We start from the raw sequence: 26,563 nt of genomic DNA, 5'->3' as shown, positions 1-26,563 counted from the left end.
CCCCATAATGGGCTAATCATTGATAGAAAAATAAGAGAGATATATATGGCACCAAGAAAAAAGAAAGCAATTGAATTGCCACTTCTTCCATTACGTGATGTAGTGGTCTTTCCTTATATGGTTATGCCGTTATTCGTAGGCCGTGAAAAATCCATTCAGGCTTTACGTGCGGCGATGGATTCAAATAAACAATTATTTCTTGTTACACAACAAGATCCTAATAAAGAAGAACCGACAACAGAAGACGTGTATTCCGTTGGCGTGATCGCTAATATTATCCAAATGCTCAATCTGCCGGATGGTACGGTCAAAGTGCTGGTGGAAGGTCAGCAACGCGCTAAAATCGAGCATATTCATGATGATGAAAACGGCTTCTGGGCGGGCGTACAACCTTTAATTTCTGAATACGAAGATGAAAACGATGAATTAAAAACAATTGCAAGAGCCGCATTAAATGAATTTGAAGGTTATGTAAAAAATAACAAGAAAATTCCGGCGGAAATTCTACCTAAGTTACAAAAAATTTCATTGGAAGACCGTCTTGCAGACACAATGGCTTCAAACTTAATCGCATCCGTACAGAAAAAACAAGCATTATTAGAAGAAACTAACTTAATTGCTCGCTTTGAAGCATTATTAGTTGCAATGGCAACCGAGTTGGATTCGCTAGAAACCGAAACGCGTATTCGTAATCGTGTGAAACAGCAAATGGAAAAAAACCAACGCGATTATTACTTAAACGAGCAAATTAAAGCGATTCAAAAAGAGCTTGGTAACGGTGAAGATGCCGAACAAACCGAACTGGATAAATTAAAAGAAAAAATCGAAGAAGCCAAACTACCGCTTGAAGTAAAAGAAAAAATTGACAGTGAGTTTAAAAAACTAAAAGCGATGCCGCAAAGTTCTTCCGAAGCGACCGTTGTACGCGGCTATATTGATTGGATCTTAAAAATGCCATGGAACAAAAAATCAACGGTAAAAAAAGACTTAGCGAAAGCGCAAGAAATTTTAGATAAAGATCACTATGGTTTAGAGCGAGTCAAAGAACGTATTGTCGAATATCTTGCGGTACAAAGTCGTTTAAATAAACTTAAAGGTCCGATTCTTTGCTTAGTCGGCCCGCCGGGAGTCGGTAAAACCTCGCTTGGTCAATCTATCGCTAATGCGACCGGACGTAAATATGTCCGTATGGCATTAGGCGGTGTGCGTGATGAAGCGGAAATTCGCGGTCATCGTCGTACTTATATCGGTTCTATGCCGGGTTCATTGATGATGAAAATGGCAAAAGTCGGTGTAAAAAATCCGCTATTCTTGCTCGATGAAATCGACAAAATGGCACAAGATATGCGCGGTGACCCGGCTTCGGCATTACTTGAGGTATTAGATCCGGAACAAAATAAAGCGTTTAACGATCACTATTTAGAAGTCGATTACGATCTTTCCGACGTAATGTTCGTTGCAACTTCAAACTCAATGAATATTCCGCCGGCATTACTCGACCGTATGGAAGTTATTCGTCTTTCCGGTTATACCGAAGATGAAAAAATGCACATTGCCCGTGATCACCTAATTGCGAAACAGCAAGAAAATAACGGCTTAAAAGCGGGTGAATTAACGATTGAAGATAGTGCGATTTTAAGCATTATTCGTTATTACACCCGTGAAGCCGGTGTGCGTAGTCTTGAACGTGAAATTGCTAAAATCTGCCGTAAAGCGGTAAAAACCTTAGTATTAGATAAAAAGGTTAAATCCATTACCGTAACCGAAGACAATATCGCCGATTATTTGGGTGTAAAACGTTTTGATTACGGTAAAATGGACAGCCAAAACCGTGTCGGCGAAGTAACCGGTTTAGCTTGGACGGAAGTCGGCGGCGATTTACTCACCATCGAAACCACTTCGGTCAGCGGTAAGGGTAAATTCTCATTTACCGGCTCATTAGGCGATGTAATGAAAGAATCGATTCAAGCGGCAATGATGGTGGTACGTGCAAGATCCGCACAATTAGGCATTGCGGATGACTTCTATGAAAAACGAGATATTCACGTACACGTACCGGATGGTGCAACACCGAAAGACGGTCCGAGCGCAGGTATCGCGATGTGTACCGCATTAATTTCAAGTTTAACCGGCAATCCTGTTCGCAAAGAAGTGGCGATGACCGGTGAAATTAGCTTACGTGGTAAAGTATTACCGATCGGCGGCTTAAAAGAGAAATTATTGGCGGCACACCGTGGCGGCATTACTACCGTGATTATTCCGAAAGACAACGAAAAAGATTTGGAAGAAATCCCGGAAAATGCCAAAGCGGCATTGGCTATTTATCCGGTGGAAACGATTGACGAAGTGTTAGCGATTGCACTAGAAAATCCGCCGATGGGAATTGAGGTGATCTCGCCTAAATCACAAACGATTAAAGTGAAAAAAACTCGCTCAAAAGCGGCGATTCAGTAATCGTAAACATAAAAAGGGCTTCAAATAATTTGAAGCCCTTTGTTTTTCTATGATTAGCGGTCATATTTTCTGTAAACTTTGCCAAAAATCAGACCGCTTACGATAAGCTCACTATTCTTCTGCGTCTTCTTTCGCCCATTCTAATGCACGTTTCACCGCTTTTTTCCAGCCTTTATAACGTCTGGTACGTTTTGCTTCGTCGCCATCAGGTACAAAGGTACGTTCAATCGACGCTTTACCGCGTAATTCTTGTAAATCTTTCCAGAATCCGACAGCAAGTCCGGCGAGATATGCCGCGCCTAAAGCGGTAACTTCACGCACAACCGGACGCTCTACATTCGCATTGAGAATATCCGCTTGGAATTGCATTAAGAAGTTATTGGCAACCGCACCTCCGTCCACACGTAAAGTCGCAAGGTGTTTACCGCTATCCGACTGCATTGCATCCAATACGTCACGAGTTTGATATGCAATAGACTCTAATGTCGCACGTACGATATGGTTACGGTTTGCACCGCGAGAAAGTCCTAAAATCGCGCCTCGCGCATACGGATCCCAATAAGGAGCACCTAAACCGGTAAATGCCGGCACAACATAAACGCCATTTGTGCTTTCTTCTTTCATGGCAAAATATTCGGAATCTTTACTATCGTGAACAATTTTTAGTTCGTCACGTAACCATTGGATTGATGCTCCGCCCATAAAGATCGAACCTTCTAACGCATAGCATGGCTCACCTTTTGCATTACACGCAATCGTTGTGACTAAACCGTTTTTAGATTCTACCGCTTCATCACCAGTATTCATCAACATAAAACAACCGGTTCCGTAGGTATTTTTAGCTTGACCGGCTTCTACACATAAGTGTCCGTAAAGAGCGGCTTGTTGGTCGCCCGCCATACCTGCTACCGGAATACGTACGCCGCCTTTACCACCGATATTGGTTTCACCGTAAATTTCCGATGAGTTTTTTACTTCCGGTAACATAGAACGTGGAATATCCAGTAATTCCAACATTTTATCGTCCCATTGTTTGGTGTGAATATTAAACATCATAGTACGAGAAGCATTGGTATAATCGGTTACATGCACACGACCTTGGGTTAATTTCCAAACCAACCAAGTATCTACCGTACCGAATAACAATTCACCGCGTTCAGCTTTTTCTCTTGCCCCTTCAACATTATCTAAAATCCATTTTACTTTTGTACCGGAGAAATATGGGTCCACCACCAAACCTGTCGTTTTACGAATATAAGCTTCATGCCCGTCTGCTTTCAATTTCGCACAAATATCCGCCGTACGACGACATTGCCATACAATCGCATTATAAACCGGCTTACCGGTTTCTTTTTCCCAAACAATAGTGGTTTCACGCTGGTTGGTAATACCGATTGCCGCAATTTTATCGGAAGTAATACCCGCTTTTGCCACCACTTCATTTAATGTCGAACTTTGCGTTGCCCAAATTTCCATCGGATTATGTTCCACCCAACCGACTTGCGGATAAATTTGAGTAAATTCACGTTGCGAAACCTCTACGATATTGGCATTTTTATCGAGTAATACCGCACGAGAACTTGTCGTACCTTGGTCTAACGCAATTATGTATTCTTTAGTCATAGTAATCACCTTCTCTATTAAATGAATGACGCAATTATTTACAATTACATGGTAAGTTTTTACCGATAAAACGGCGATAGCCCCAAGCACCGACGAGCCCACCGACCATCGGCGCAATTAACGGTACAAGGAAATACGGAATATCACGCGCACCGGTAAAAGCCACTTCACCCCAGCCGGCTAAGAAAGCAAAAGCTTTCGGACCGAAATCACGCGCCGGATTCATTGCAAAGCCGGTTAAAGGACCGAAAGCACCGCCGATTGCCGCGATTAATAAACCGATTAATAACGGAGCCATCGGACCTCTCGGTACGCCGTTGCCGTCATCGGTTAAAGCGAGAATCAATGCGACTAATGCCATAGTAATGACCGCTTCTACACAAAAGGCTTGTAATACGCTGATATTTGGATGAGGATAAGTAGAAAATACTCCGGCAAGTCCTACGCCTTCGCCTCGTACAATATTTTTGGCTGCTTCGGTTGCCGCAAAGAGATCTTTATAAAGGAAATACACTAATGCCGCTGCGGCGAAAGCCCCTAAAAATTGGGAAATAATATAAGGAAGTACTTTTTTACCGTCAAAACACGCAAACTTCCAAAGTGCGACCGTTACCGCCGGATTTAAATGAGCACCGGATACGCCTGCGGTAGTATATACCGCTAAAGCGACCCCCACGCCCCACATAATGGAAATTTCCCATAAACCGAATGTCGCACCGGCTAATTGTGCTGCCGCCACACAGCCGACCCCAAAGAAAATAATCAAACCCGTACCGATAAATTCTGCGATACAAGCCCCTTTTAACGATCTTTCCATATAGTCCTCCCACGGATCACGAAAAGTAAATTACGCTATTGAATGTTGAAAAACGCAAACGTTTTCGGAGTGAACTATATAAAAACGAACATTTTTCGCAAATGGGAAAATGTAAATTTGTGATATTACGCACATTTCTGATGCTGAAAATGTGACGTATTTCAAATTTTATGTAACTAAACAAACAAAAAACCTCAACCGAAGTTGAGGTTTTCACTAAATTTAAAGCGAATATGATTACTGTTTTTTAGCCCATTCTAAGAAACGTTTCTGAGTTTCTTTGTCCGCTTTTTTAAATAAGACTTGCAACTGCTCTTCTTTAACGTTATTGGTTTCAATCACCATTTGTCCTTTAGACTCTAATGCCGCATTTGTAAAAGCCGGAACGGAAGCGACCGCTTTACTTGCGTTATATTTGGCAAGATTGTCTTCAACACGAGAATTCGGGGCAAAACCTTCACCTTTTAAGAAATCGCGTTTATAAGTAATTTCTTTGCCTGATGCGGTTTCGATTTTAAAATTCAGTTCTTTCTTAAACTTATCTACCGTAAAATTCGACGTGAATTTCGGTGTAATAATTTTGGCATCTTCATCCGTACCGTTAAAGGTAAGAATAATCGGATCAATTGAGAAATAGCTTCCGTCCACAATATCACTTACACTAACTACGACTTGGTGTACTTTACCGTCAATCGATAATCCTGCCGTACCTCTTGCCACTTTTTGTCCGTCAAAAGCCAATAATTCTACGCTATCCGATGCGGTTAATGTTCCTGCCATAGAAAAAGAACTGACAGCTAATGTTGCAACCGCAACCGCTATTTTCGCTAATTTCATTAAGATGCTCCTTAAATTGAGTCAATATAAAAAATATTGAGCTTATGCTATGCTAATTTGCCAAAAATAGAAATAAATTTATTACCAAAGCGATGAATTTGTGATAATTTTCTTTTGTATCCGATAGACACATAAAATCGGATAAAAAATTATTTTTAAGAGTATATACAATGAGTGACGAACAACAGAGCGTAAATACGCAACAAGATAAGAAATCATTTTTACAATCTATTTTCGGCGGACTATTCCAATCCGAGCCGAAAAATAGAGAAGATTTGGTTGAAGTGATTCGAGATTCTCTCGACAACGAACTGATCGATAGCGACACCAAAGATATGATTGAAGGCGTGATGGAAATTTCCGAACTTCGCGTACGTGATATTATGATCCCTCGCCCGCAAATCGTCTATATTGATGCCAATCTTGATTTAGCCGCTTGTGTTGATTCAATTATTGAATCCGCCCACTCTCGTTTTCCGGTTATTTTAGATGACGGCAAAGATACCGTATTAGGTATTTTACATGCGAAAGATTTATTGAAATTTCTCAGAACCGATTCCGAAGAGTTTGAAATGACGACCATTCTACGCCCTGCGGTGATCGTACCGGAAAGTAAACGGGTTGATCGAATGTTAAAAGAGTTTCGCTCGGAACGTTTCCATATGGCGATTGTGGTGGATGAGTTCGGTGCGGTATCCGGTTTAGTTACGATTGAAGATATTCTCGAACAAATTGTCGGTGATATTGAAGACGAATTTGATGAAGAAGAAATTGAACCGATTCGCCAGCTTTCTCGTCATACTTATGCAGTATCGGCACTTACGGATATTGAGAAATTCAACGAAACTTTTGCAACCGAATTTACCGATGAAGAAGTGGATACGATCGGCGGTTTAGTCATGCAGGCATTTGGTCATTTAGCAAAACGAGGCGAACAAATTCAATTAGAAGGCATTGATTTTAAAGTTACTTCTGCCGATAGCCGCCGTCTGATTCAATTACGCGTTACCGTACCGGATGAACAGCTGGAAAAAATGGAACAGCTGATCACCAACGAAGAATAATAAATAAAGCATAAGATATAGGTGAGGTTTTATCCTCACCTTTTATTTGCGTTATTTCAAAGAATATTCCCTATTACTTAATTAGCTATCTCAAATGAAATTTGTAAAAAATCCATCAATTTTAACCGCTTGTTTGCTTGCCGGTGTCCTAGGAGGTATCGGTACGCTTGCTTATTCCCCTTTTGATTTTTGGGGAATCATCTACCTTTCCTCCGCCGGTTTAATTTGGGCGGCAACACTTCCGCAGCGTAAAACCGCACTTTGGGCAACTTTTGCTTGGTCTCTCGGTTGTTTTTGTGTCGGGGTAAATTGGGTGCATGTCAGTATGACCCAATTCGGCGGTGTACCGCTTGTGGTAAGCTATATTGCGGTGTTTTTATTGGCTTGCTATCTTGCGATTTATAATTTGCTATTCGGTTATGTTGCCCAACGTTTCCAAATCCGCAATCCTTTTGCGCTTGCGGCGATTTTTACCTTTACCGAATATCTGCGTGGCGTAGTCTTTACCGGTTTCCCTTGGCTGCAATTCGGTTATACGCAAATTGACAGCCCATTTGCCGGCGTTGCACCATTGTTAGGTGTTGAGGGATTAACATTCTTTGTGATGGTTGTGAGCGGTTATTTGGTGTTATTGGTAAAAAAATCTGTAAAAACGACCGCTTCTCTTGTCACTTTAGCCATACTATGCGGATTAGCATTTGCCGCAAAATTTATTCCGTTTGTGCAAATTGACGAACAAAAACAACCGCTTAGCGTAAGCCTTGTACAAGGTAATATCGAGCAAAAAATGAAATGGGATCCGGCGCATTTCGATTATACGTTACAAACCTATCAGCGTTTAATTAGTCCGCTATTGGGTGAAAGTGATGTGATTGTGCTACCCGAATCAGCCATTCCGGCATTAGAAACGCAAATTTATCCGCTACTTAGCCAACTTCAGCAAGTTGCTGCAGAAAAAGGCAGTGAAGTGATCATCGGTACGCTTTACCAAAACGAAAACGAGCAATTATTTAATAGTGCGGTGGTATTAGGCAATCAATCACAACCTTATGATTTACATCATTCCACACGCTACAACAAACACCATTTAGTGCCGTTCGGCGAATATGTGCCTTTCGGCTCGATATTGGATTGGATGCGTGATGTGTTTATTCTGCCGATTAACTTATCGCAAGGCGAATTTGTACAACAGCCGCTTTTCGCTAAAAATCGTAAATTTAATATGGCAATTTGCTATGAAGTGATTTTCGGCGATCAAATGCAGCAAAATCAACAAGCGCAACAATCGGATTATTTATTGACGATTACCAATGATGCTTGGTTTGGTGCCTCTATCGGACCTTGGCAGCATTTCCAAATGGCAAGAATGCGTGCGCTTGAATTGGGTAAACCATTACTCCGTGCCGCAAATACCGGCATTACTGCCATTATCGGCGCAAAAGGTGAAGTCATTGAACAAATTCCACAATTTGAAGCGAATGTACTGACCGCACAAATTCAACCGACCAAAGGCGAGACCCTATTCTCTAAAACAGGTAGCTGGCTGATTTATGCGATAAGTCTAGTCTGCTTTACCTTTGCCTTTGTAAGAAATCGAAAAAAATAAACCGCTTGTTTAATGAATAAAGCACTAAAACTCGTTATTTTAGTGCTTTATGTTTTTCTATGTGATTTTATAACAAGTATTAGCCGAACAGCTCATCCATTCCTTCGATCAATTCTTTGCAAGGTTTTTCGAAAAATACACCGCTATTCGGTGTGCCGTTCATGCCTCGTAAGAATAAATATGCCACGCCGCCAAAATCACGCTCATACTCGTACTGCTCACCTAAACGCGCCCGTAAATAGCGATGTAACGCCAATGTATAAAGCAGATATTGCAGATCATAGCGATATTGTCCGATCGTTTTTTCCAGATTCTGTCGGCTATAATCTTGCGCTAAATAGCCTAAGAAATTCGACTTATAGTCTATCAAGTAAAATTTATCATTTACTTGTACGATACAATCGACAAAACCGCGTAAATAACCTTCCAACTGCGGTAAATTCAAATCCGGCAATTTGGCTGACACCACACTATACTGCTTTAATAATTGATTTAGCCTGCGTAATCCGTCAGAATTTTTTAAACGTAAATAAAACTGCCATTCGTTCAAACGCTTTGTCATCGGAACGTCTTTTAGCGCAAATTCCGCTTCGCTAAACGGCGTTTCAAGCACCTTTTCAAACCATTGTTGTAACGGTTCATACCAATTTTCATCTAAATTTAACTGCTCACAAATAGTACGAATTTGCGCAAAATCGACCGCTTGTTGGAAGTCACTGTGTTCAAAAAAGCGGTGCAAAACACTACCGACTTTTGCACTGTGCGGAAATTGATAAGCGGAATATGCGGTATTTTCCGCGAACCAATCCGGCTCGTCTAAAACGGACGTTTCGATTTGTCGGTCATAATCTTGCACTTTTTCGCTCACTACCGTCTGTCCTACACCGAATTGTTCATTCCATTCATGATAAGCGTGTAATGCAGTAAAACTACTGATTTGTCCGTCTTGAGTCATTTCACGCTGAAAAGATCTCACTTGTAATTCACTCGGTAAAGAGGGGGTAGGTCGCCAATCGTCTTCTATAGGCTGCGAATTTAACTCAACCGCATGATATTTAATGCCTTTTCTATCCAAATAATCCGATGTAGGCACCTCGGTCACAAAAGAGGTCGTTCCGCCTAATTCACCGTTACTCAACAAATAGTGCATCGCATTCCAACCTTTAGTGAAGGTTGTCGGTAAAATCAGATTTAATTGCGATTCGGCACGGGTCAGCGCAACATATAATAGACGTAAATCTTCGGCAAATTCCGCCTTATCCATCAATTCCTGTGTTTTATCATCTCTACTGCCTAAATGCCAACTAACCTCGTCTTCCGTATTACGGTAAACAGAAACTTTCGGAGTTTCGACTCCCGGTAACACACGATCACCGCGATTATTCTTACCGATAAACGGTAACCATACGATGGGATACTGTAAGCCTTTGGCACCGTGAATCGTGATAATTTTGATTAGCTCGTCTTCACTTTCCAAACGGAGTTGTTGATCCTCTTTCTCTTGCGGATTCTCTAATTGACGTTCATACCAACGCACTAACGCCGATTCGTTTTCTAAACTCGGCATTGCATTTTGTAGTAATTCCGCCAAATGCAATAAATCGGTTAGACGGCGATCACTGTCGGCTCCGGCACGCAAACGATGAATAATTCCCTCTTGCATAAATAATTGGTGCAACATCGGTAAAATCCCTTGCTGCTGCCAGATTTGTTGGTAATGAATAAAGGCTGAAACTTGTCTATCCCAAGCATTTTCATCATTTTTAAGGCGATAAATCTCTGCTGCCGAAAGCCCCCATAAACTTGAACCGATAGCAGTTAGCACGTTAGCTTGATGAGACGGATTCAAACACGCATATAACACCCATTTTAATTCCTGAGCAATATCCGAAGCATATACGCTACGTCTGTCCGAAAGGAAGACCGAACGAATGCCTCGTGTTGCCAAAGCCTCTTTAAGTAATATTGCCTGATTTTTACCTCGTACTAAGATCGCAATATCTTTTGCTTGGAAAGCAGTAAACACCTTATCCTTAGCAAAATTCAAACCGAAATCACCCACTTCCATTACTTTTAATTGTTGCTGAATTTGATAAGCGCAATGTTCCGCCGCTTCTTGCTCATTAAATTCCGCTTGTAAATAACAATTAAAATGCTCGGCTCCGACTAATTGCGCATCCGTCTGCTTGTGTTCCACCGCTTGAAAACGGATACCGTCATATAAAAACGGGCTATGTTCGACACTTTCGGGAAATTCAAACAAACGGTTAGTGGCGGTAACAATTTCAGGTAACGAACGCCAGTTTTTCGGTAAGGTTCGCTTTTCTTGTGCTTGTTGCGAAGCGGTCAGATAGGTAAAAATATCCGCTCCACGGAATTTATAAATCGACTGTTTCGGATCGCCGATCATAATAAACCCACGATTTCTCCGATCTCCTTGCATAAAGATTTTATGGAAAATTTCATATTGTTCTTTGTCAGTATCTTGGAACTCGTCAATCATCGCAAACGGAAATAAGCGACGAATCTGTTCGGCTAATATCTCTCCTCTTTCGCTTTTCAGAGCTTGATTTAGGAATGCTCGCAGATCATCAAAACTCTTTTCACTATGTGTCGCTTTATAGTCCGCCATTTTTTGGCGAATAGCGGATAAGTATTGATAAACTAATAGCGCCTTTTGTTTATCTGGCGTAAATTGAATATGGTAAGCGGTCCAAATTTGCTGATTTTTTACAAAAAGCGGATCAGATAACGGCTCCGCACCGGCTTCCGCTTTAGATTGCATAAAATCTTGGCAAAAACGTTCAAATTCTTTCGGTAAAAACGTGTCTTCGCTATTTGCCCAACGGTTTACTTTTTCAATCCAATCCGAGATCAGATTACTTTTATATGAAGCTCGGCTTAATGACTTTTTTATCCCTTTAGCATAGGTTTTAGCTAATTCCGCTTGTACTAACCCGACAATTTTCTCGCCATTATTCAACCAATGTTGCTTGGCTTGGCTAAAAAAATCATTCGATTGTTGGGCATAATGAGCAAAATCAGCCTGTATCCAACCTTGTTCAGCAGAAAGTTCCGGCAAATCTTTACCGATAAATTGTTTGATTTCACCTAAAGCCTTTTCCGGCGTACCTAAAAATTGCACAACTAAAGCCGTTTCATTTAGCGTCATCGGATAGAACATTTCACGCCAAACTTCTTCGCTGATGCGGCGTAAAAGATCATTTTCGTCCGGTTGTAAATCACTATCGAAGCGAACGCCCGAATCGAAAGCAAATTGAAACAACATTTTTTGGCAGAAACTGTCAATCGTAAAAATACTGGCTAAATCGATCTCTCGTTCGGCAATGCGTAAGCGTAAAATCGCCTCTTCCACACCTTCAATCCGCTGAGCTAATTGGAAGAAGAAATCATTGGCATCATAGGCTTTTTCCGCATCGTACTCTTGTAAAAACATACGACAGGCTTTGATATTTTTACGAATACGATCACGTAATTCTTCGGTTGCCGCTTTAGTAAAAGTTACCACCAAAATTTGTTCAACCGTTAAAGGCGCACAACCAACTCCTAGTAGCAAACGCAAATATAAATTCGCCATGGTAAAGGTTTTACCGGTACCGGCAGACGCTTCAATTAATGCGGTACAATTTAACGGCAGTTCAATCGGAGAAAGGGTTTTCATTATTTCACTCAATATTCAATCATTATTTAATGCGTTCTAATTTTGCTAACAGTTGATCAGCTGGTACTTGTTGGATTTTGTGCATCTGGTAAATTAATAATCCGGCGGCGATACTTAAACTGACACAGAATATAAACCAAAAGCCTGCCGCCGCCATCGGTTCAACAATCCAATCCGTTCTCGCTAAAATATAGCCGAACGGCATACCAATCACCCAATAACAGAACATCGTGACATATAAAATCGGTTTGGTATGTTTATAGCCACGCAGAATACCGTTTGCCACCGCTTGTAATGAATCCGGAATTTGATATACCGCTGCAAACAACAATAAATGCGCCGCAATTGCAATCGACACCGGGTCGCTGGTAAATGCCAGTGGAATTATTTCATCTAAAATCACAATCACGACCGCTGCCGCTAACGCAAACAGCGCACCGGTAATCAGCGCGTGATAGCTAATAATTTTTGCCTGTTCGACTTGTTTCTGCCCCAAGGTTTTTCCTACCACAATTGTGGTCGCAATACTAAAAGACATTGGGATCATAAATAACAACGAGCTGGTTTGCAGAGCCGCCTGATGACTTGCCACCACTTGCGAGCCGAGCGGTGAAAGCAGTAAAGCAGATGTGGAGAACAACATCACTTCGGTAAACGTTGCAAAGCCGATCGGTAAACCCAATTTGCAAATTTTCAACAAAGTTTGACCGCTTGGCATTTCAAACCAACGGTTAAATAAGCCGATATCTTTTTGGGATTTGTTTGTATAACTGTAATGAAATAGTAATAAGAACATTATCCAGTTCACTATCGCAGTCGCCACACCGCAACCGACCGCTCCCAGTTCCGGCAGTCCGAATTTACCGAAAATAAAAATATAATTAAGCGGAATATTCAGCAATAACCCGAAGAACATAATACGCATTGCCGGCTTCGGATTGGATAAGCCGTCATTCATACAACGTAAATTAATGCCTAATAATGCCGGCACTACCCCAATCGCTATAATCGCCAAATATTGCTGCGATTTAGTCGAAAAGGCTTGCGGCGTATTCATATAGTCTAAAATCCAATGGCTATTTAGAAAGACGATAATCAACGGAACTGAACATACTAAAACCAACCAAAAGCCTTGGCGAATTTGATGGGCAATTAAATGACGTTGGTTCGAGCCGTTTAAGTAAGAAACGGTTGGCGTAATAGCATTAAGCAAACCTAATACAAATAAAAAGAGGGGAAAATAGATGGAATTACTCACCGCAATCGCAGACACATCATCATCACTCACCAGCCCCGCCATCACAATGTCAGCCAGCCCCATTCCCGCCACCGAAAGCTGAGAAATAAAAATCGGTAGCGTGAGTTTAAATAGTTTACGTGTGTTTTCCGGATATTTTTGCCATTGCAGATTCATAATTACCTCTTTCAAAATACGGAGGTTATTATACGGCAACAAGCGGTCGTTTTTCGCAAAATTTTTGCAAAATTAGACCGCTTGTAAAAATGAAAAAACCCTCGAAAATCGCTTCTCGAGGGCTTTATCCGTTAAGCTAACGAATTATTTCGCCGCTTTTAACTCTTGGTAATATTTTTCGTAAAGTTCGATTGCATTGCCTACATCGTCTTGCCATTGTGCCGCTTTTAACACATCAGCTGTCGGATAGATTGCCGGATCTTCGGTAATCTCTTTCGGTAATGTTTTTAACGCTTCTACGTTTGAAGTCGGGTAACCGATTTCTAAAGTTAATTTTTCCGCAACCGGTGCGCTTAATAAGTAGTTGATTAACTTATGCGCATTTTCTTTGTTTTTCGCATTCGCCGGAATGGCTAACGTATCAACCCAAAGCACAGGACCTTCTTTCGGGAACACCATGTTTACCGGCGCTTGTTCTTTTTTAGCAATACGTACGGAACCGTTCCATAATTGACCTACAGATACTTCGCCTGCGATAAATGAGTTCGCCGGGTTGTCTGAAGTGAAAGAAAGTACGTTCGGACGTAATTTTTTCAATTCTTCGTAAGCCGCTTTAATCTCTTCCGGATTGGTTGTGTTAGGATTTTTACCTAATTTTAATAATGCAATGTTAAATACTTCACGTGCGTCATCTAATAATTGTACTTTATTCGCAAACTCAGGTTTCCATAAATCGCCCCAAGAAGTGAACGCATCGCCCTTATAGTCATTTGAGTTAAATGCGATACCCGGCGCACCTAATAATTGCGGTAAAGAGTATTTGTTACCTTGGTCATAAGGTTTGTTTAACCAATCTTGGTTTAACTCTTTGATTACAGGAAGTTTTGCGTGATCTAATTCCGCTAACATACCTTCTTTCGCCATTTTTGAAACGAAATAGTTAGAAGGTGCGATAACATCGTAACCGCCGTCTTTACCTTGTAATTTTAATTTCGCATACATGGTTTCGTTAGATTCAAGGCTTGAAACCTCTACTTTGATACCGGTTTGCTTTGTGAATTCATCTAACAAGCCTTCAGGCACATATTCAGTCCAAGTATAAAGGTGAACTGTTCCCGCTGCTGCCGGTTGAGCCGCTGCTTCAGCCGCTTTTGGCTTTTCTTCATTACACGCTGTTAATGCAACTGTCGCTAAACCTGCTGCAAATAAACCCGCTAATTTTTTCATTTAAGTTTTCTCCGTTAAAGAAAAGATGAGTAAAAAATATAGCCTTGCCTAAGGGCTTAAAAGACGAGGGCGATTTTAAGCCACCCCCTAGATTTTGCAAGGATTTTCTAATCAAAACGGCAATTTTTTGCAAATTATTTTTAATAATTTATTCACATTACCGCTTTTACCTTGAAATCAGCAAATTTAACGCTATATTAGTAACGATTTTTCATTTATATATTTGAAACGAAGAGGATTTAAAATGACAGCTCAAAACGAAAATGCACAAGCTCAAGCCGAACAAGTTGAAGTTGCAAACGAAGCGCAATTAGAGCAAACAGCCGAAGTACAACAAGAACAACCTGTCGAAGCTGAACTGGCAGCCGCTTATGCACGTATTAATGAGTTAGAAACTTATATTGCGGAAGCGGATAACCGTGAAAAAGATATTCAATTACGTGCGCAAGCGGAAATCCAAAATATCCGTCGCCGTGCCGAACAAGATGTTGAAAAAGCACATAAATTCGCACTTGAAAAATTCTCCAAGGAATTATTAACCGTAGTAGATAACCTTGAACGCGGTTTAAATGCGCTCGATACGGCAGTCACCGATGAAACGACACAAGCATTGGTTGATGGCGTAGAAATGACCCATAAAGAATTTATTTCTACTTTAGCTAAATTCGGTGTGGAAGCGGTTGGTGTTGTCGGCGAAGCCTTCAATCCGGAACTTCACCAAGCGATTTCAATGCAACCGGCGGAAGGTATCGAAGCAAACCATATCAGCGTAGTTTTACAAAAAGGTTACACCTTACAAGGTCGCGTACTTCGCCCGGCAATGGTAATGGTTGCCGGCTAAATTTTACTCTCGCCCGCTTGCGGAAGAGAGGCAGCCGGTGAAGCGTTCAGCGGATCGGCAGAGAGAGGGATAGCGGTCTAAATTCGATAAAATCAGCAAATCCCTCTCTATCTGAAAATTACTGATTTTCGGTTTCCTCACTTACTCACTTTTGCGAGAAACGAGGATAATATTTTAATCTCATTCATATCAAACTATGTCCCTACAATTCAACCCCATTTCACTATTCCTTGTCGTACTGATTTTTCTCGGTGTGGTCGGAAACAACAATTCAATTACTATTGCCGCGACAGTGCTGTTACTGGTGCAACAAACTTTTCTCAGCAAATATCTGCCCTTTTTAGATAAGCACGGTTTAAGCATCGGGATTATCATTTTAACTATCGGCGTATTAAGCCCGATTGTTTCCGGCAAAATTTCCCTCCCCTCCTTCTCTGAATTTTTAAATTGGAAGATGTTGCTTGCCGTGGTTGCAGGAATTGCGGTGGCTTGGTTAGGCGGCAGAGGGGTAAGTTTAATGGGCGGTCAGCCGCTGTTAGTTACCGGATTACTAGTCGGTACTATTATCGGCGTAGCATTACTTGGTGGCGTGCCGGTTGGCCCGTTAATTGCTGCAGGTATTCTTTCGCTATTAATCGGTAAAGGCTAATTGGTAAAATTTATTCAAAATTAGACCGCTTGTTCCCCTCTCTTATTAAGTGAGCGTTGCAAGCGGTCTCTTCTACCTACTGTTTCCCCTCAATTTAGGCTATAATTTTCCTCAAAATATCTCGCATAATGCCGAATATCGTTAAGGCAATACATAGTTAAGACAAGACAATGAAACCTTCGCAAAAAAATTTCAAAAATAGACCGCTTGATGAGAGTCAGAAAGCATTAATCGCAAATTTAAAAGAACTCACCAATACCGATTACCGCCGTTTACGTACTCGTATTCACGGTATTTCTGCCATCAAAAAACAAGAAGCCAAAAACAATGTGATTGCGGAAATTGAACGTGAAATTCTCTCGGCACAAGCAGCTTTCCAAGCCAGAAAAGCACAACATTCCAGCCTTGAAATCACTTATCCCGATTTACCGGTTTCCGCTCGTCGTGAAGAAATCTTAAAACTGATTGCAGAAAATCAGGTGGTGGTGATTGCCGGTGAAACCGGTTCGGGTAAAACCACTCAGCTACCGAAAATGTGCTTGGAACTCGGACGTGGCGTAAAAGGCTTGATTGGACATACTCAGCCTCGCCGTTTGGCGGCACGTTCGGTGGCAAACCGTATTGCCGAAGAATTAAAAAGCGAAATGGGTGTAACAGTCGGCTACAAAGTACGCTTTAATGATCAAGTGGGCGAAAATACCCTTGTGAAATTAATGACGGACGGTATTTTGCTTGCCGAAATCCAAAACGACCGCTATCTCAATCAGTACGATACGTTAATTATTGATGAAGCACACGAACGCTCACTCAACAACGATTTTATTCTTGGCTATCTGAAACAAATTCTGCATAAACGTCCCGATCTAAAAGTGATCATTACCTCGGCAACCATTGATGTGGAACGTTTTTCTCGCCACTTTAATAATGCACCGATTATTGAGGTTTCCGGACGAACCTTCCCGGTGGAAGTGCGTTATCGTCCAATTGTGGAAGAAGATGACCAAGACCAACTACAAGGTATTATCAACGCTGTTGATGAACTTCAAGCCGAAGGTCGCGGCGATATTTTGATTTTTATGAGCGGTGAACGAGAAATTCGTGATACTGCCGAAGTGCTACAAAAACAAGAGCTAAGATTCACTGAAATTCTACCGCTTTACGCTCGCCTCTCGGCTGCCGAACAGCAACGCATTTTCCAGCCAAGCGGTCTAAATCGTGTGATTTTAGCCACCAACGTAGCGGAAACCTCACTCACCATTCCGAATATCAAATATGTGATTGATACCGGTACGGCGCGTATTTCTCGCTATAGTTACCGCACTAAAGTACAACGTTTGCCGATTGAGCCGATTTCTCAAGCCTCTGCGAACCAGCGAAAAGGCCGTTGCGGACGAACCAGCGAAGGGATTTGTATCCGCCTCTATTCAGAGGAGGATTTTAACGCTCGTCCGGAATTTACCGATCCGGAAATTCTGCGTACTAATCTTGCCTCAGTCATTTTGCAGATGACCTCGCTCGGTTTGTCGGATATTGAAGCGTTTCCATTTGTTGATCGTCCGGATACTAGACAGGTACAGGACGGTATTCGTTTGCTAGAAGAATTAGGTGCGATTAATGGTAATAAATTAACCGCAATCGGTCGTCAACTTGCCCAACTCCCCATCGATCCTCGCTTAGGTCGTATGGTCATTGCCGCGGCACAAAACGGTTCATTACACGAAGTGATGATGATTGTCTCTGCGCTTTCGATTCAAGATCCGCGTGAACGTCCGCAAGAACGCCAACAGGCTGCAGACGAAAAACATCGCCGTTTTGCTGACAAAGACTCCGATTTCTTGGCGTTTGTGAATTTGTGGCATTACATTCAAACTCAGCAAAAAGAACTGACCAAAAACCAGTTCCGCAAGCAATGTCAAAAAGATTTTCTCAACTATTTGCGTGTGCGTGAATGGCAGGATATTTATCATCAACTACGTCTTTCTGTACGAGAAATGGGCTTGCCGATTAATAGCGAAGATGCAAATTATCAACAAATTCACACCGCTTTACTGACCGGTTTGCTGTCACATATCGGGCTGAAAGACAGCGAAAAAATGCACTACCTCGGGGCGAGAAATGCGCATTTTTATGTGTTCCCAACCTCGGCGCTTTTCAAAAAGCAGCCGAAGTGGCTTGCTGCGTCCGAACTGGTAGAAACCACCAAGTTGTGGGCAAGAACTGTGGCAAAAATCGAACCGGAGTGGATTGAGCCACTCGCCGGACATTTACTTAAACGCAGTTACAGCGAACCGCATTGGTCAAAATCTAAAGGTGCGGTGATGGCGTATGAAAAAGTCTCGCTCTACGGTATTCCGGTGGTAGCGAATCGTCTTGTCAATTACGGTTCAATTGATCCGACTGTTAGCCGCGAAATATTTATCCGCTCGGCAATGGTTGAGGGCGATTGGCATAATAATTACAAATTTTTCAAAGAAAATAACCGCTTGATCAAAGAAGTGGAAGACCTCGAACACAAATCTCGCCGCCGAGATATTTTAGTGGACGAACAAACCCTGTTCGACTTCTACGATCAACGAATCGGAACAGAAGTGGTATCCAGCCGCCATTTTGATACATGGTGGAAAAAAGCGGGTCAAAAAGATCCTGAATTGCTCAACTTTGAAAAATCATTCTTAATGAATGAAAACGCCAACACGGTCAGCGATTTGGATTTCCCGAATTTTTGGTATCAAGGGCAGCTTAAACTGAAATTAAGTTACCAATTTGAAATCGGTAAAGATCACGATGGTGTCACCGTGCATATTCCGTTACCTTTACTTAATCAAGTAGAGCCGGAAGGCTTCGACTGGCAAATTCCAGGGCTTCGCCATGAGCTAGTGGTGGCGTTAATTAAATCATTACCGAAAGCAACTCGCCGTAATTTTGTACCGGCACCGAACTATGCAGATGCGTTCTTAGGCAGAGCCGAGCCGTATCAAAAACCATTGCTAGAAAGTCTGGCTTACGAGCTTCGCCGTATGACCGGTGTAACTATTGATCCGGAGCTGTGGGATCTGTCGCAACTTGCGCCGCATTTGCGTATGACATTCCGTGTGATGGATGAAAAAGGTAAAAAACTACAAGAAAGCGAAAACTTGGACGAACTGAAATTTGCGCTCAAAGATCAAGTGCAAGAAAGCCTTTCAACAATTGCTGATGACGGTATCGAGCAAAGCGGCGTACATTTGTGGAATTTCGCTAACTTACCGCAATTCTACGAACAGAAAAAAGCCAATTTCAGCGTGAAAGCTTACCCGGCAATTGTCGATGAGCAAACCGCAGTGGGCGTAAAATTATTCGAAACCGAATTCGAGCAAGCCCGTGCAATGCGAGCCGGTTTACGCCGTTTGTTATTACTCAATGTGCCTTCGCCAATCAAATACTTACACGAAAAATTGCCGAACAAAGCAAAACTTGGACTTTACTTTGCCCCATTCGGTAAAGTGTTGGAATTGATCGATGACTGTATCTCTTGTGCCGTGGATAAATTAGTAGATGAATTCGGCGGTTTTGTTTGGACCGAAGAAAAATTCAATGAATTGCATGAATTTGTGCGAGGTAACTTAAACGACACTACCGCAGAAATTGCATTACAAGTGGAGAAAATCCTCACACTTGCCTTCGAGTTAAACAAACGAATGAAAGGCAAAATGGACTTCACAATGGCGTTTGCTCTGTCGGATATTAAAGCACAATTAAGCGGTTTGGTTTATCCGGATTTTGTGACCAAAACCGGCTACCAACGTCTTGCCGATTTACACCGTTATTTAACTGCTATCGACAAACGATTAGACAAACTCGGCACGGACACAAACACTGACCGAGCGAAGATGTTACGGGTGGAACAAGTAGAAAATGCTTATAAGCAATTACTCACCAAACTGCCGAAATCTAAAGCAATCCCTGACGAAGTGCTAGAAATTCGTTATATGATTGAAGAGTTACGTGTCAGTCTGTTCGCCCAACAACTTGGCACTAAATACCCGATTTCAGATAAACGTATTTTGAATGCGATTGGGGAGATAAAATAATGTGTATGGTAGGTAGTCTTATCCACCGAATCCCCCCTCTCCCTGATTTTTCTTCTACACGAAGAAAAATCTTTCCCTCTCCCACAAGGGGCGAGGGTAACTAGCGGTTAAATTTGCAAAATTTTTTGCAATTCTGACCGCTTGTGACTTATTAAAACCATATATAACAATGACAAATCCACACAGGAGATTACTCTATGCAAACACTTTTCCCGAAAGGCGAACCTCGTTCACCTGAATTTTTCACCGGCAGTACCTTTTTAATCGAGGTATTGGAAGCGGATCACAATAATGAATTTTCTATCGGCAGCGTGACCTTTGAAAAAGGAGCGAGAACCAATTGGCATACACATCCAAAAGGACAAGTCTTGATTGTGACCAGCGGCAAAGGCTGGTATCAAGAACGAGGAAAACCGGCACAAGTGATTCAAACCGGCGATGTGATTAATATTCCTGAGAATATTGAACATTGGCACGGTGCAAGTGCCGATAGTGATTTAGTGCATTTAGCTATCACAAATTATAAAGATGGTAAAAAAGTTACTTGGCTATCACCGGTCACTGACGAAGAATACGCACAAGTGCATTCCGCTTGATAAAATACTTATAAGACAAGCGGTTAAAATTGCAAAAAAATCTACAAATTTAACCGCTTGGTCAAATTAAATTTAAGCCAATCGACTTAAGCTCTTATACCTTCCAAGAAATTAATGCCCATTTTGGTTGCCCTTGATAAATCGGCTGATGTGAATCTTGCGTCATTTGATAAAATTCGGCTAATTTAGCTTTTTCTTCTTCGGTTAATTCGCCTAATGTGGCTTGCATAATCTCTTGTAACATTTCGCTACTTTCTATCTCGATTTCAGAACGAGCCCCCTCTATAAATTGTAATTCGGCTTGAATACCGCGCTGATATAGTCGGTTAAGTAAATAGATATAAGTCGGTGCACCGATATTACTACGTCCGATTGCCGCAAAAATGCGCTCATCAATAAAATGAGGTTGGGTGATAGCCGTTAAATATACGCTTTTCTTCGCTTTCGCAATGAGTTTATCAATCGCTTCGTCCAAATTACCCACTAATGTTGCTCTTGATGCAATCACTACGTCAGCGCAAGGAACATCACTCCAATCATCACTCCAAGACTTTTGAATGGTTTGAATATTTGGTAATTGCGCTTGAACGGCATAATTATCTAATAGCGACAACATTCCTTGGCTAAAATCCAGCGCGAATAACTGGCAACCACGTTGGGCAAGCGGAATAGCAAGCGTACCCGGCCCGCAACCGATATCCAGTACCGAATCTTTAGCCTCTATCATTGTTTTCGCTAAAAATTGTGTGACGTAATCGCTCTCTTTCTCAACAAACTTTTCGGCAAATTTAACCGCATTCTTATCCCATTCTTTCGGAGACTCGTGATTGCGGCTTTGTTCAAAATGTTGTCGGTATAATTTAGCAAAATCAATATCATAAAATGTGTTCATCATAACTCTCCTTTTTATATAAAGTTTTATTGTTTTACTTATATTTTATGAAATACAAGCGGCTAAAATTGTAAGAAAATCCGCAAATTTGACCGCTTATAATCTTTAAACATTCATCGGTAACTGCCAACGAATTTCTTGAATGCCTTTTTCTCTTAAATAAGCATTTGCTTTTGAAAAATGACGGCAGCCTAAAAATCCTCGATGAGCGGATAACGGTGAGGGATGTGGAGCGGTCAGCACGCAATGGCGAGAACGGTCGATAAACTGCCCTTTTTTCTGCGCATGGCTGCCCCACAATAAAAAGACTAAATTTTCACGGTGTTGATTGAGCTGAGCAATCACTTTATCGGTGAAAATTTCCCAACCTAAATTGGCATGCGAATGCGCTTGTCCTTGGCGTACCGTTAGAGCGGTATTAAGCAGTAATACTCCTTGTTTTGCCCAATCAACTAAATAGCCGTGATTCGGAATTTGAAAACCTTCAATATCCTGCGCCAGTTCTTTATACATATTAACTAAAGAAGGTGGCGGTGCGACCGGCGGTTTTACCGAAAATGCCAAGCCGTGCGCTTGGTTTGGTCCATGATAAGGATCTTGCCCTAATATCACTACCTTCACATCTTTAAATTCGGTTAAGGCAAAGGCACTAAACACTTCTTTTTGCGGTGGGAAAACCGTTACACCATTCATTCTTTCTTGATGTACTTGTTGTAAGATATGCTGAAAATAAGGTTGTTGTTTTTCTTCGCCCAGTGCTTCTGTCCAATTATTCATAGTTTTTCCTGTTAAAGAGTGTTAAGAATTTTAAATTTACCTATATATTAGATTATTTTTTATCCAATTAATAATATTTAAACTATATTCATTCAACTTTTAGTAGAATTCTTCAAAAAAAGTGATAAAATTCACCACATCAACAAAATTTGAATTTATCAAAAAATTTTATAATTACCCAGCCCATACTTAGGAGTATCAAAATGATCAAAGGCGTACAAATTACAGAATCTTCAAACAGCAACTTAGTAAACTCTTTCTGGTTATTAGATGAAGAAAAAAACGAAGCGCGTTGTATCGCAGCTAAAGGCGACGTTTATAAAGAAGACCAAGTTGTTGCAATTAGCGAATTAGGTCAAATCGCATACCGTGAAGTGCCGGTAAACGTTGCTCCAACTATTAAAGTTGAAGGTGGCCAACACTTAAACGTTAATGTTTTACGTCGTGAAACATTAGAAGATGCGGTTAAAAACCCGGAAAAATACCCACAATTAACTATCCGCGTTTCTGGTTATGCAGTGCGTTTCAACTCATTAACACCGGAACAACAACGCGATGTAATCACTCGTACTTTTACAGAAAGCTTATAATAACAGCTTTACTGTCTATTTTCTTAAAAAAGCACCTTCGGGTGCTTTTTTATTGCTCCTCTTTTGCAAATCCTCACTAAAATTTCACCGCTTGCTAAATACCGTCTTCTCAATACTCTCGCAAAAACACTGGATATTTTTACAAAAAATTAAACAAACAGGATTGACACTGTTTTTTTAATCAGTAAAATAACCTGTATAAACACACAGTTTAGATAGAGGATACAAAAATGGCTTCAATTCGACCGCTTACTCGTGAGTTACCATACCAACCGCTACCGATGTATCGAGATATGAATAGCGAACGCTCAATTAAATTAGATCTAAATTCACTCTGCATTAAACGCCCGACCGAGACTTTTTTTATTCAAGTGAAAAATCCGAATTTAATTGCTTGGGGAATTGAATCGGACGATCTGCTTATTGTTGAGCAATCCGCACAATATTTAGTCAATGATTTACTTGTGATTGAAAAAAACGGAGAATATAAGTTTTATCAGTTTTTCAAGGAAATTGAGAATAGTGAAGGAATACAGGAAATTATTCTTTTCTCGCTGGATATAAGAGAACCTAATTTACGCATTAGCAGCTGGCAAGAAATTGAGATTTCGGGAGTGATTACTAATGTAGTACACCAAATGCGTCATAAATCTACACAAATAGCGACAAGAAAATATGCAGCATAACAAAAAAGTCGTCAAATAATCTTTTTTGACGACTTATTGTATGAATTCATTATAAAACGCGACGGGATTGCGTATAATTTCTTGCCCAATAGCGTTCCGAAAGAGAGCTGGTGGTTACGCCCTGGCTAGTACTGGCATGTACAAATTTACCGGCTCCGATATAAACGCCGACATGATTATTGCGGCGGAAAAAGACTAAATCACCGGGACGTAAATCCGATTTCGAAATTGAACGACCTAGATGACGTTGTTCTGCCGTAGAACGAGGCAAATCAAGATTAAAAGCACCGCTCATTGTTTTTTGAACGAAAGCCGAACAATCAATACCGCCTCGCCCTTCGCCACCTAAACGATAGCGAGTCCCCGCCCATTTACGATAAATACTATGTACTTTTTTAGCGGCATTACCGCCTTCGGTGGAAAGTTCTTCACGGTGAGATACGCGGGCTTTAATCCCTTGTTTATACAAGATTTGAGCTTCAATTTGCTCGGCTGTTGCGGCTTTGGCAACGATTTTAATTTGACTTGGAGTGGCTGGATTACTACTTAAACTAGCGGAAGCAATTGAAGAATAACTACCGAACATTGCAAACAGTGATGTAATAAATAATGGCTTTAGCCTTGTTAAAGTAGAGTATTTTTTCATAATAATTTGTCTCGCCAGAACAACTACAGCGGTTGATTCCTATTAAAAATCTTAAAGTTAGTAAATTCGGCGACCTGTTTTTTTACAGGTCGCGACAATAAAGCTTCGGCAGTATAACGGATTATTCTGCTAATGTCCTCAAAAATTTTATTTCTTCCGCCCAAATTTCAGGCTGAATTGTTTCTAAAATAAGCGGAATATCGTCAAAACGGTCGTCTTGCATAATAAATTTGCAGAAATCCGTACCGATTGTACCTTCTTTTAACGTATGGTGACGATCTACTCGGCTACCTAATGCTGTTTTTGAGCCGTTGAGGTGCATTCCACGTAAATACTGAAAACCGACCGTTTGTTCAAACTCAGAAAATGTTCGTTCGCAAGCCGTCAAAGAACTGATGTCATATCCCGCTGAAAAGAGATGACAAGTATCTAAACAGACACCTACTCGGCTTTTGTCCTCCACTTGGTCAATAATTTCGGCTAAATGTTCAAAACGATAACCAAGATTAGAACCCTGACCGGCAGTATTCTCAATCACCGCAATCACATTCGGAACGCTTTCCACCGCAATATTAATTGATTCGGCAATACGTGCTAAACAATCGCTTTCCGAAATTTTATTTAAATGTGCACCGGGGTGGAAATTCAGTAGTTTTAGCCCTAACTGATTTGCTCTATCCATTTCATCAATAAAAGCCTCTCGTGATTTTGCTAAATTTTCCGCTTCCGGATTACCTAAGTTAATTAGGTAACTATCGTGCGGTAAAATATGATCCGGTGAGAACTGATGCGCCTTACAAAAACGCTTGAATTTCTCAATCGTATCCGCTTTTAAAGCGGGGGCTTTCCATTGGCGTTGGTTTTTAGTAAATAAAGCGAAAGCATTTGCGCCGATTTCAACCGCTCTTAATACAGCGTTCTCGACACCGCCTGAAGCACTTACGTGCGCACCAATATATTTCATCTTCTTATCCTATTCGTGTAAAATGGCTAACTTCTTAACCTTTATAACCGATTACTTATGAGCGAAACAACCATTAACGATTTTTCACTACTTTGCCGTTTATTCGGCAATTTATTCTACCGTTCTCCGACTGATCCGATTCTTGCCGGTACTTTTACTTGGCTCGCACAAGGTGGCTTACGCCGACAATGGGCGTTATCGACCGATGCGCAAAGTGAATTAGCCTTAACAGTGTTAGAGAAAAACGCTAACCCTACGCAATTACAAGCAAGCTATCAAGCACTTTTTGGTGAGGCTGGAGCTATTGCTACAACAATTTCCGCCTATAAAATTTCGGTTGAGGACTTCATCAACTTCCGTCAAACACGCGCAATGCCAGTGTTAGAACAACCTGATCATGTTGCACTTTTACTTCTTACCGCATCATGGATTGAAGACAATTTAGATTCAAATGCCGCACAACAAGCCTTTTTTGAGCAGTTTTTGCTACCTTGTGCAGCGAAATTCTTAGGGCAAATCGAAGCGCATGATAACGGGTTTTATAAAGCATTAGCACAACTTTGTCGTGATGCGCTCAGTGCCATGGCGGATGAGTTAGAAGAAGGATCTGAAACGGAAATTGAATAATGCTATTGATCTAAACTCTTTGAGTGATAAACTCAGAGAGCTTAATTTTTGAGCATAACAGGAGGCTTAAATGAAAAAAGCAACATGGACGATCGCAATTACGATTTCATTACTACTTTCCGCTTGTGCCGTCACGCCACAACAACAGGCTGAACGGCAGGCTAGGCAAATCAAAGCGCAGCAGGATTTATCGGTAGCACTTGCTAAGCAATGTGACGTAGAAACGGCTGAGATGATGGCGCAATTGTATAATCCGCCAATATCTCAAACCGAAAAAGAAAAAGCCGAATTTACTCAGCGTTATCAGAAAAAAGTTAATGACCCGCTTTTTCAGGCGTGCCATAAACTTGCTTGGGAAAACTATAAACACCAAGAAGAACTGGAACAAATACAGCGTTACTACGATCTAGAACGCCCTCGCTTCCACCCTTGGCATTATTGTTATGCCTGTTGGTAAAAAAAGTGGACACTTAGGTGTCCACTTTTCTATTTTCATATAAA

Annotated in this window: 21 protein-coding genes; 11 read left to right on the top strand and 10 right to left on the bottom strand. The window is 41.2% G+C overall.

Features of this window, described 5'->3' with window-relative positions:
* Positions 1 to 45 precede the first annotated feature (45 nt).
* A complete protein-coding gene (gene lon, locus NYR63_RS02060; protein ID WP_279457956.1) occupies positions 46 to 2,454 on the top strand; it encodes an endopeptidase La in 2,409 nt (802 codons plus the stop codon).
* Between the two features lie 111 nt (positions 2,455 to 2,565).
* On the opposite strand, the gene glpK is transcribed toward lon, so the two are convergent.
* The 3 genes from glpK to NYR63_RS02045 all read right to left on the bottom strand — a co-directional run bounded on the left by glpK (position 2,566) and on the right by NYR63_RS02045 (position 5,731).
* Complete coding sequence (gene glpK, locus NYR63_RS02055; protein ID WP_279457955.1) at positions 2,566 to 4,077, bottom strand: glycerol kinase GlpK; 1,512 nt, start codon at positions 4,075 to 4,077, stop codon at positions 2,566 to 2,568.
* Positions 4,078 to 4,111: 34 nt separating this feature from the next.
* On the bottom strand, positions 4,112 to 4,894 hold the full coding sequence (locus tag NYR63_RS02050; RefSeq protein ID WP_279457954.1) for an MIP/aquaporin family protein: 783 nt from the start codon (positions 4,892 to 4,894) through the stop codon (positions 4,112 to 4,114).
* A gap of 237 nt (positions 4,895 to 5,131) precedes the next feature.
* Positions 5,132 to 5,731 carry a curli polymerization inhibitor CsgI-related protein gene (locus tag NYR63_RS02045; protein ID WP_279457953.1) on the bottom strand — a complete coding sequence of 200 codons (600 nt, stop codon included), beginning with the start codon at positions 5,729 to 5,731 and terminating at the stop codon, positions 5,132 to 5,134.
* A 170-nt stretch (positions 5,732 to 5,901) separates the two neighbouring features.
* Between NYR63_RS02045 and corC the strand changes: the two genes are divergently transcribed.
* Positions 5,902 to 6,795, top strand: a complete 894-nt coding sequence (corC, locus tag NYR63_RS02040) for a CNNM family magnesium/cobalt transport protein CorC (protein ID WP_279457952.1) — start codon at positions 5,902 to 5,904, stop codon at positions 6,793 to 6,795.
* A 94-nt stretch (positions 6,796 to 6,889) separates the two neighbouring features.
* A complete protein-coding gene (gene lnt, locus NYR63_RS02035; RefSeq protein WP_279457951.1) occupies positions 6,890 to 8,401 on the top strand; it encodes an apolipoprotein N-acyltransferase in 1,512 nt (503 codons plus the stop codon).
* 79 nt (positions 8,402 to 8,480) lie between these two features.
* On the opposite strand, the gene recB is transcribed toward lnt, so the two are convergent.
* The 3 genes from recB to NYR63_RS02020 all read right to left on the bottom strand — a co-directional run bounded on the left by recB (position 8,481) and on the right by NYR63_RS02020 (position 14,724).
* On the bottom strand, positions 8,481 to 12,083 hold the full coding sequence (recB, locus tag NYR63_RS02030; protein WP_279457950.1) for an exodeoxyribonuclease V subunit beta: 3,603 nt from the start codon (positions 12,081 to 12,083) through the stop codon (positions 8,481 to 8,483).
* A gap of 22 nt (positions 12,084 to 12,105) precedes the next feature.
* Positions 12,106 to 13,497, bottom strand: a complete 1,392-nt coding sequence (locus tag NYR63_RS02025; protein WP_279457949.1) for an MATE family efflux transporter — start codon at positions 13,495 to 13,497, stop codon at positions 12,106 to 12,108.
* Positions 13,498 to 13,641: 144 nt separating this feature from the next.
* Complete coding sequence (locus tag NYR63_RS02020; RefSeq protein WP_279457948.1) at positions 13,642 to 14,724, bottom strand: extracellular solute-binding protein; 1,083 nt, start codon at positions 14,722 to 14,724, stop codon at positions 13,642 to 13,644.
* A 244-nt stretch (positions 14,725 to 14,968) separates the two neighbouring features.
* Here NYR63_RS02020 and grpE point away from each other — a divergent pair, with 244 nt between their 5' ends.
* From grpE to NYR63_RS02000, 4 genes are all read left to right on the top strand, one after another.
* Positions 14,969 to 15,565: a nucleotide exchange factor GrpE gene (grpE, locus tag NYR63_RS02015; protein ID WP_279457947.1), complete on the top strand. Its 597-nt coding sequence runs from the start codon at positions 14,969 to 14,971 to the stop codon at positions 15,563 to 15,565.
* 196 nt (positions 15,566 to 15,761) lie between these two features.
* Entirely contained in the window at positions 15,762 to 16,214 is a 453-nt protein-coding gene (locus tag NYR63_RS02010; RefSeq protein ID WP_005600468.1) for a DUF441 domain-containing protein, read from the top strand.
* Positions 16,215 to 16,384: 170 nt separating this feature from the next.
* Complete coding sequence (gene hrpA / locus NYR63_RS02005; RefSeq protein WP_279457946.1) at positions 16,385 to 20,284, top strand: ATP-dependent RNA helicase HrpA; 3,900 nt, start codon at positions 16,385 to 16,387, stop codon at positions 20,282 to 20,284.
* Positions 20,285 to 20,481: 197 nt separating this feature from the next.
* Positions 20,482 to 20,880 (top strand): (R)-mandelonitrile lyase, encoded by a 399-nt coding sequence (locus NYR63_RS02000; RefSeq protein WP_279457945.1) that lies wholly within the window; start codon positions 20,482 to 20,484, stop codon positions 20,878 to 20,880.
* Positions 20,881 to 20,974: 94 nt separating this feature from the next.
* On the opposite strand, the gene NYR63_RS01995 is transcribed toward NYR63_RS02000, so the two are convergent.
* Positions 20,975 to 21,775: a class I SAM-dependent methyltransferase gene (locus NYR63_RS01995; protein ID WP_279457944.1), complete on the bottom strand. Its 801-nt coding sequence runs from the start codon at positions 21,773 to 21,775 to the stop codon at positions 20,975 to 20,977.
* A 102-nt stretch (positions 21,776 to 21,877) separates the two neighbouring features.
* On the bottom strand, positions 21,878 to 22,549 hold the full coding sequence (gene ung, locus NYR63_RS01990; protein ID WP_279457943.1) for a uracil-DNA glycosylase: 672 nt from the start codon (positions 22,547 to 22,549) through the stop codon (positions 21,878 to 21,880).
* Positions 22,550 to 22,752: 203 nt separating this feature from the next.
* Between ung and grcA the strand changes: the two genes are divergently transcribed.
* Positions 22,753 to 23,139 carry an autonomous glycyl radical cofactor GrcA gene (gene grcA / locus NYR63_RS01985; RefSeq protein ID WP_279457942.1) on the top strand — a complete coding sequence of 129 codons (387 nt, stop codon included), beginning with the start codon at positions 22,753 to 22,755 and terminating at the stop codon, positions 23,137 to 23,139.
* A gap of 230 nt (positions 23,140 to 23,369) precedes the next feature.
* Complete coding sequence (locus NYR63_RS01980) at positions 23,370 to 23,825, top strand: LexA family protein (protein WP_279457941.1); 456 nt, start codon at positions 23,370 to 23,372, stop codon at positions 23,823 to 23,825.
* Positions 23,826 to 23,874: 49 nt separating this feature from the next.
* Here the strand turns inward: NYR63_RS01980 and NYR63_RS01975 are convergent, their stop codons facing one another.
* Positions 23,875 to 24,471, bottom strand: coding sequence for an NlpC/P60 family protein (locus tag NYR63_RS01975; RefSeq protein WP_279457940.1), 597 nt, complete (start codon positions 24,469 to 24,471; stop codon positions 23,875 to 23,877).
* Between the two features lie 121 nt (positions 24,472 to 24,592).
* The gene (nfo, locus tag NYR63_RS01970; protein WP_279457939.1) at positions 24,593 to 25,435 is read right to left on the bottom strand and encodes a deoxyribonuclease IV; all 843 of its coding nucleotides are present in this window, start codon (positions 25,433 to 25,435) and stop codon (positions 24,593 to 24,595) included.
* A gap of 57 nt (positions 25,436 to 25,492) precedes the next feature.
* On the opposite strand from nfo, the gene NYR63_RS01965 reads away from it, so the two are divergent.
* Complete coding sequence (locus NYR63_RS01965) at positions 25,493 to 26,062, top strand: TorD/DmsD family molecular chaperone (RefSeq protein ID WP_279457938.1); 570 nt, start codon at positions 25,493 to 25,495, stop codon at positions 26,060 to 26,062.
* A 70-nt stretch (positions 26,063 to 26,132) separates the two neighbouring features.
* The gene (locus NYR63_RS01960; protein ID WP_279457936.1) at positions 26,133 to 26,519 is read left to right on the top strand and encodes a hypothetical protein; all 387 of its coding nucleotides are present in this window, start codon (positions 26,133 to 26,135) and stop codon (positions 26,517 to 26,519) included.
* Positions 26,520 to 26,563 lie beyond the last annotated feature (44 nt).

This window comes from Actinobacillus genomosp. 1 (genome assembly GCF_029774175.1).
Taxonomy (GTDB): domain Bacteria; phylum Pseudomonadota; class Gammaproteobacteria; order Enterobacterales; family Pasteurellaceae; genus Actinobacillus.
The sequence above is the reverse complement of the archived record's forward strand: the minus strand, read 5'-3'. Positions and strand labels throughout refer to the sequence as shown.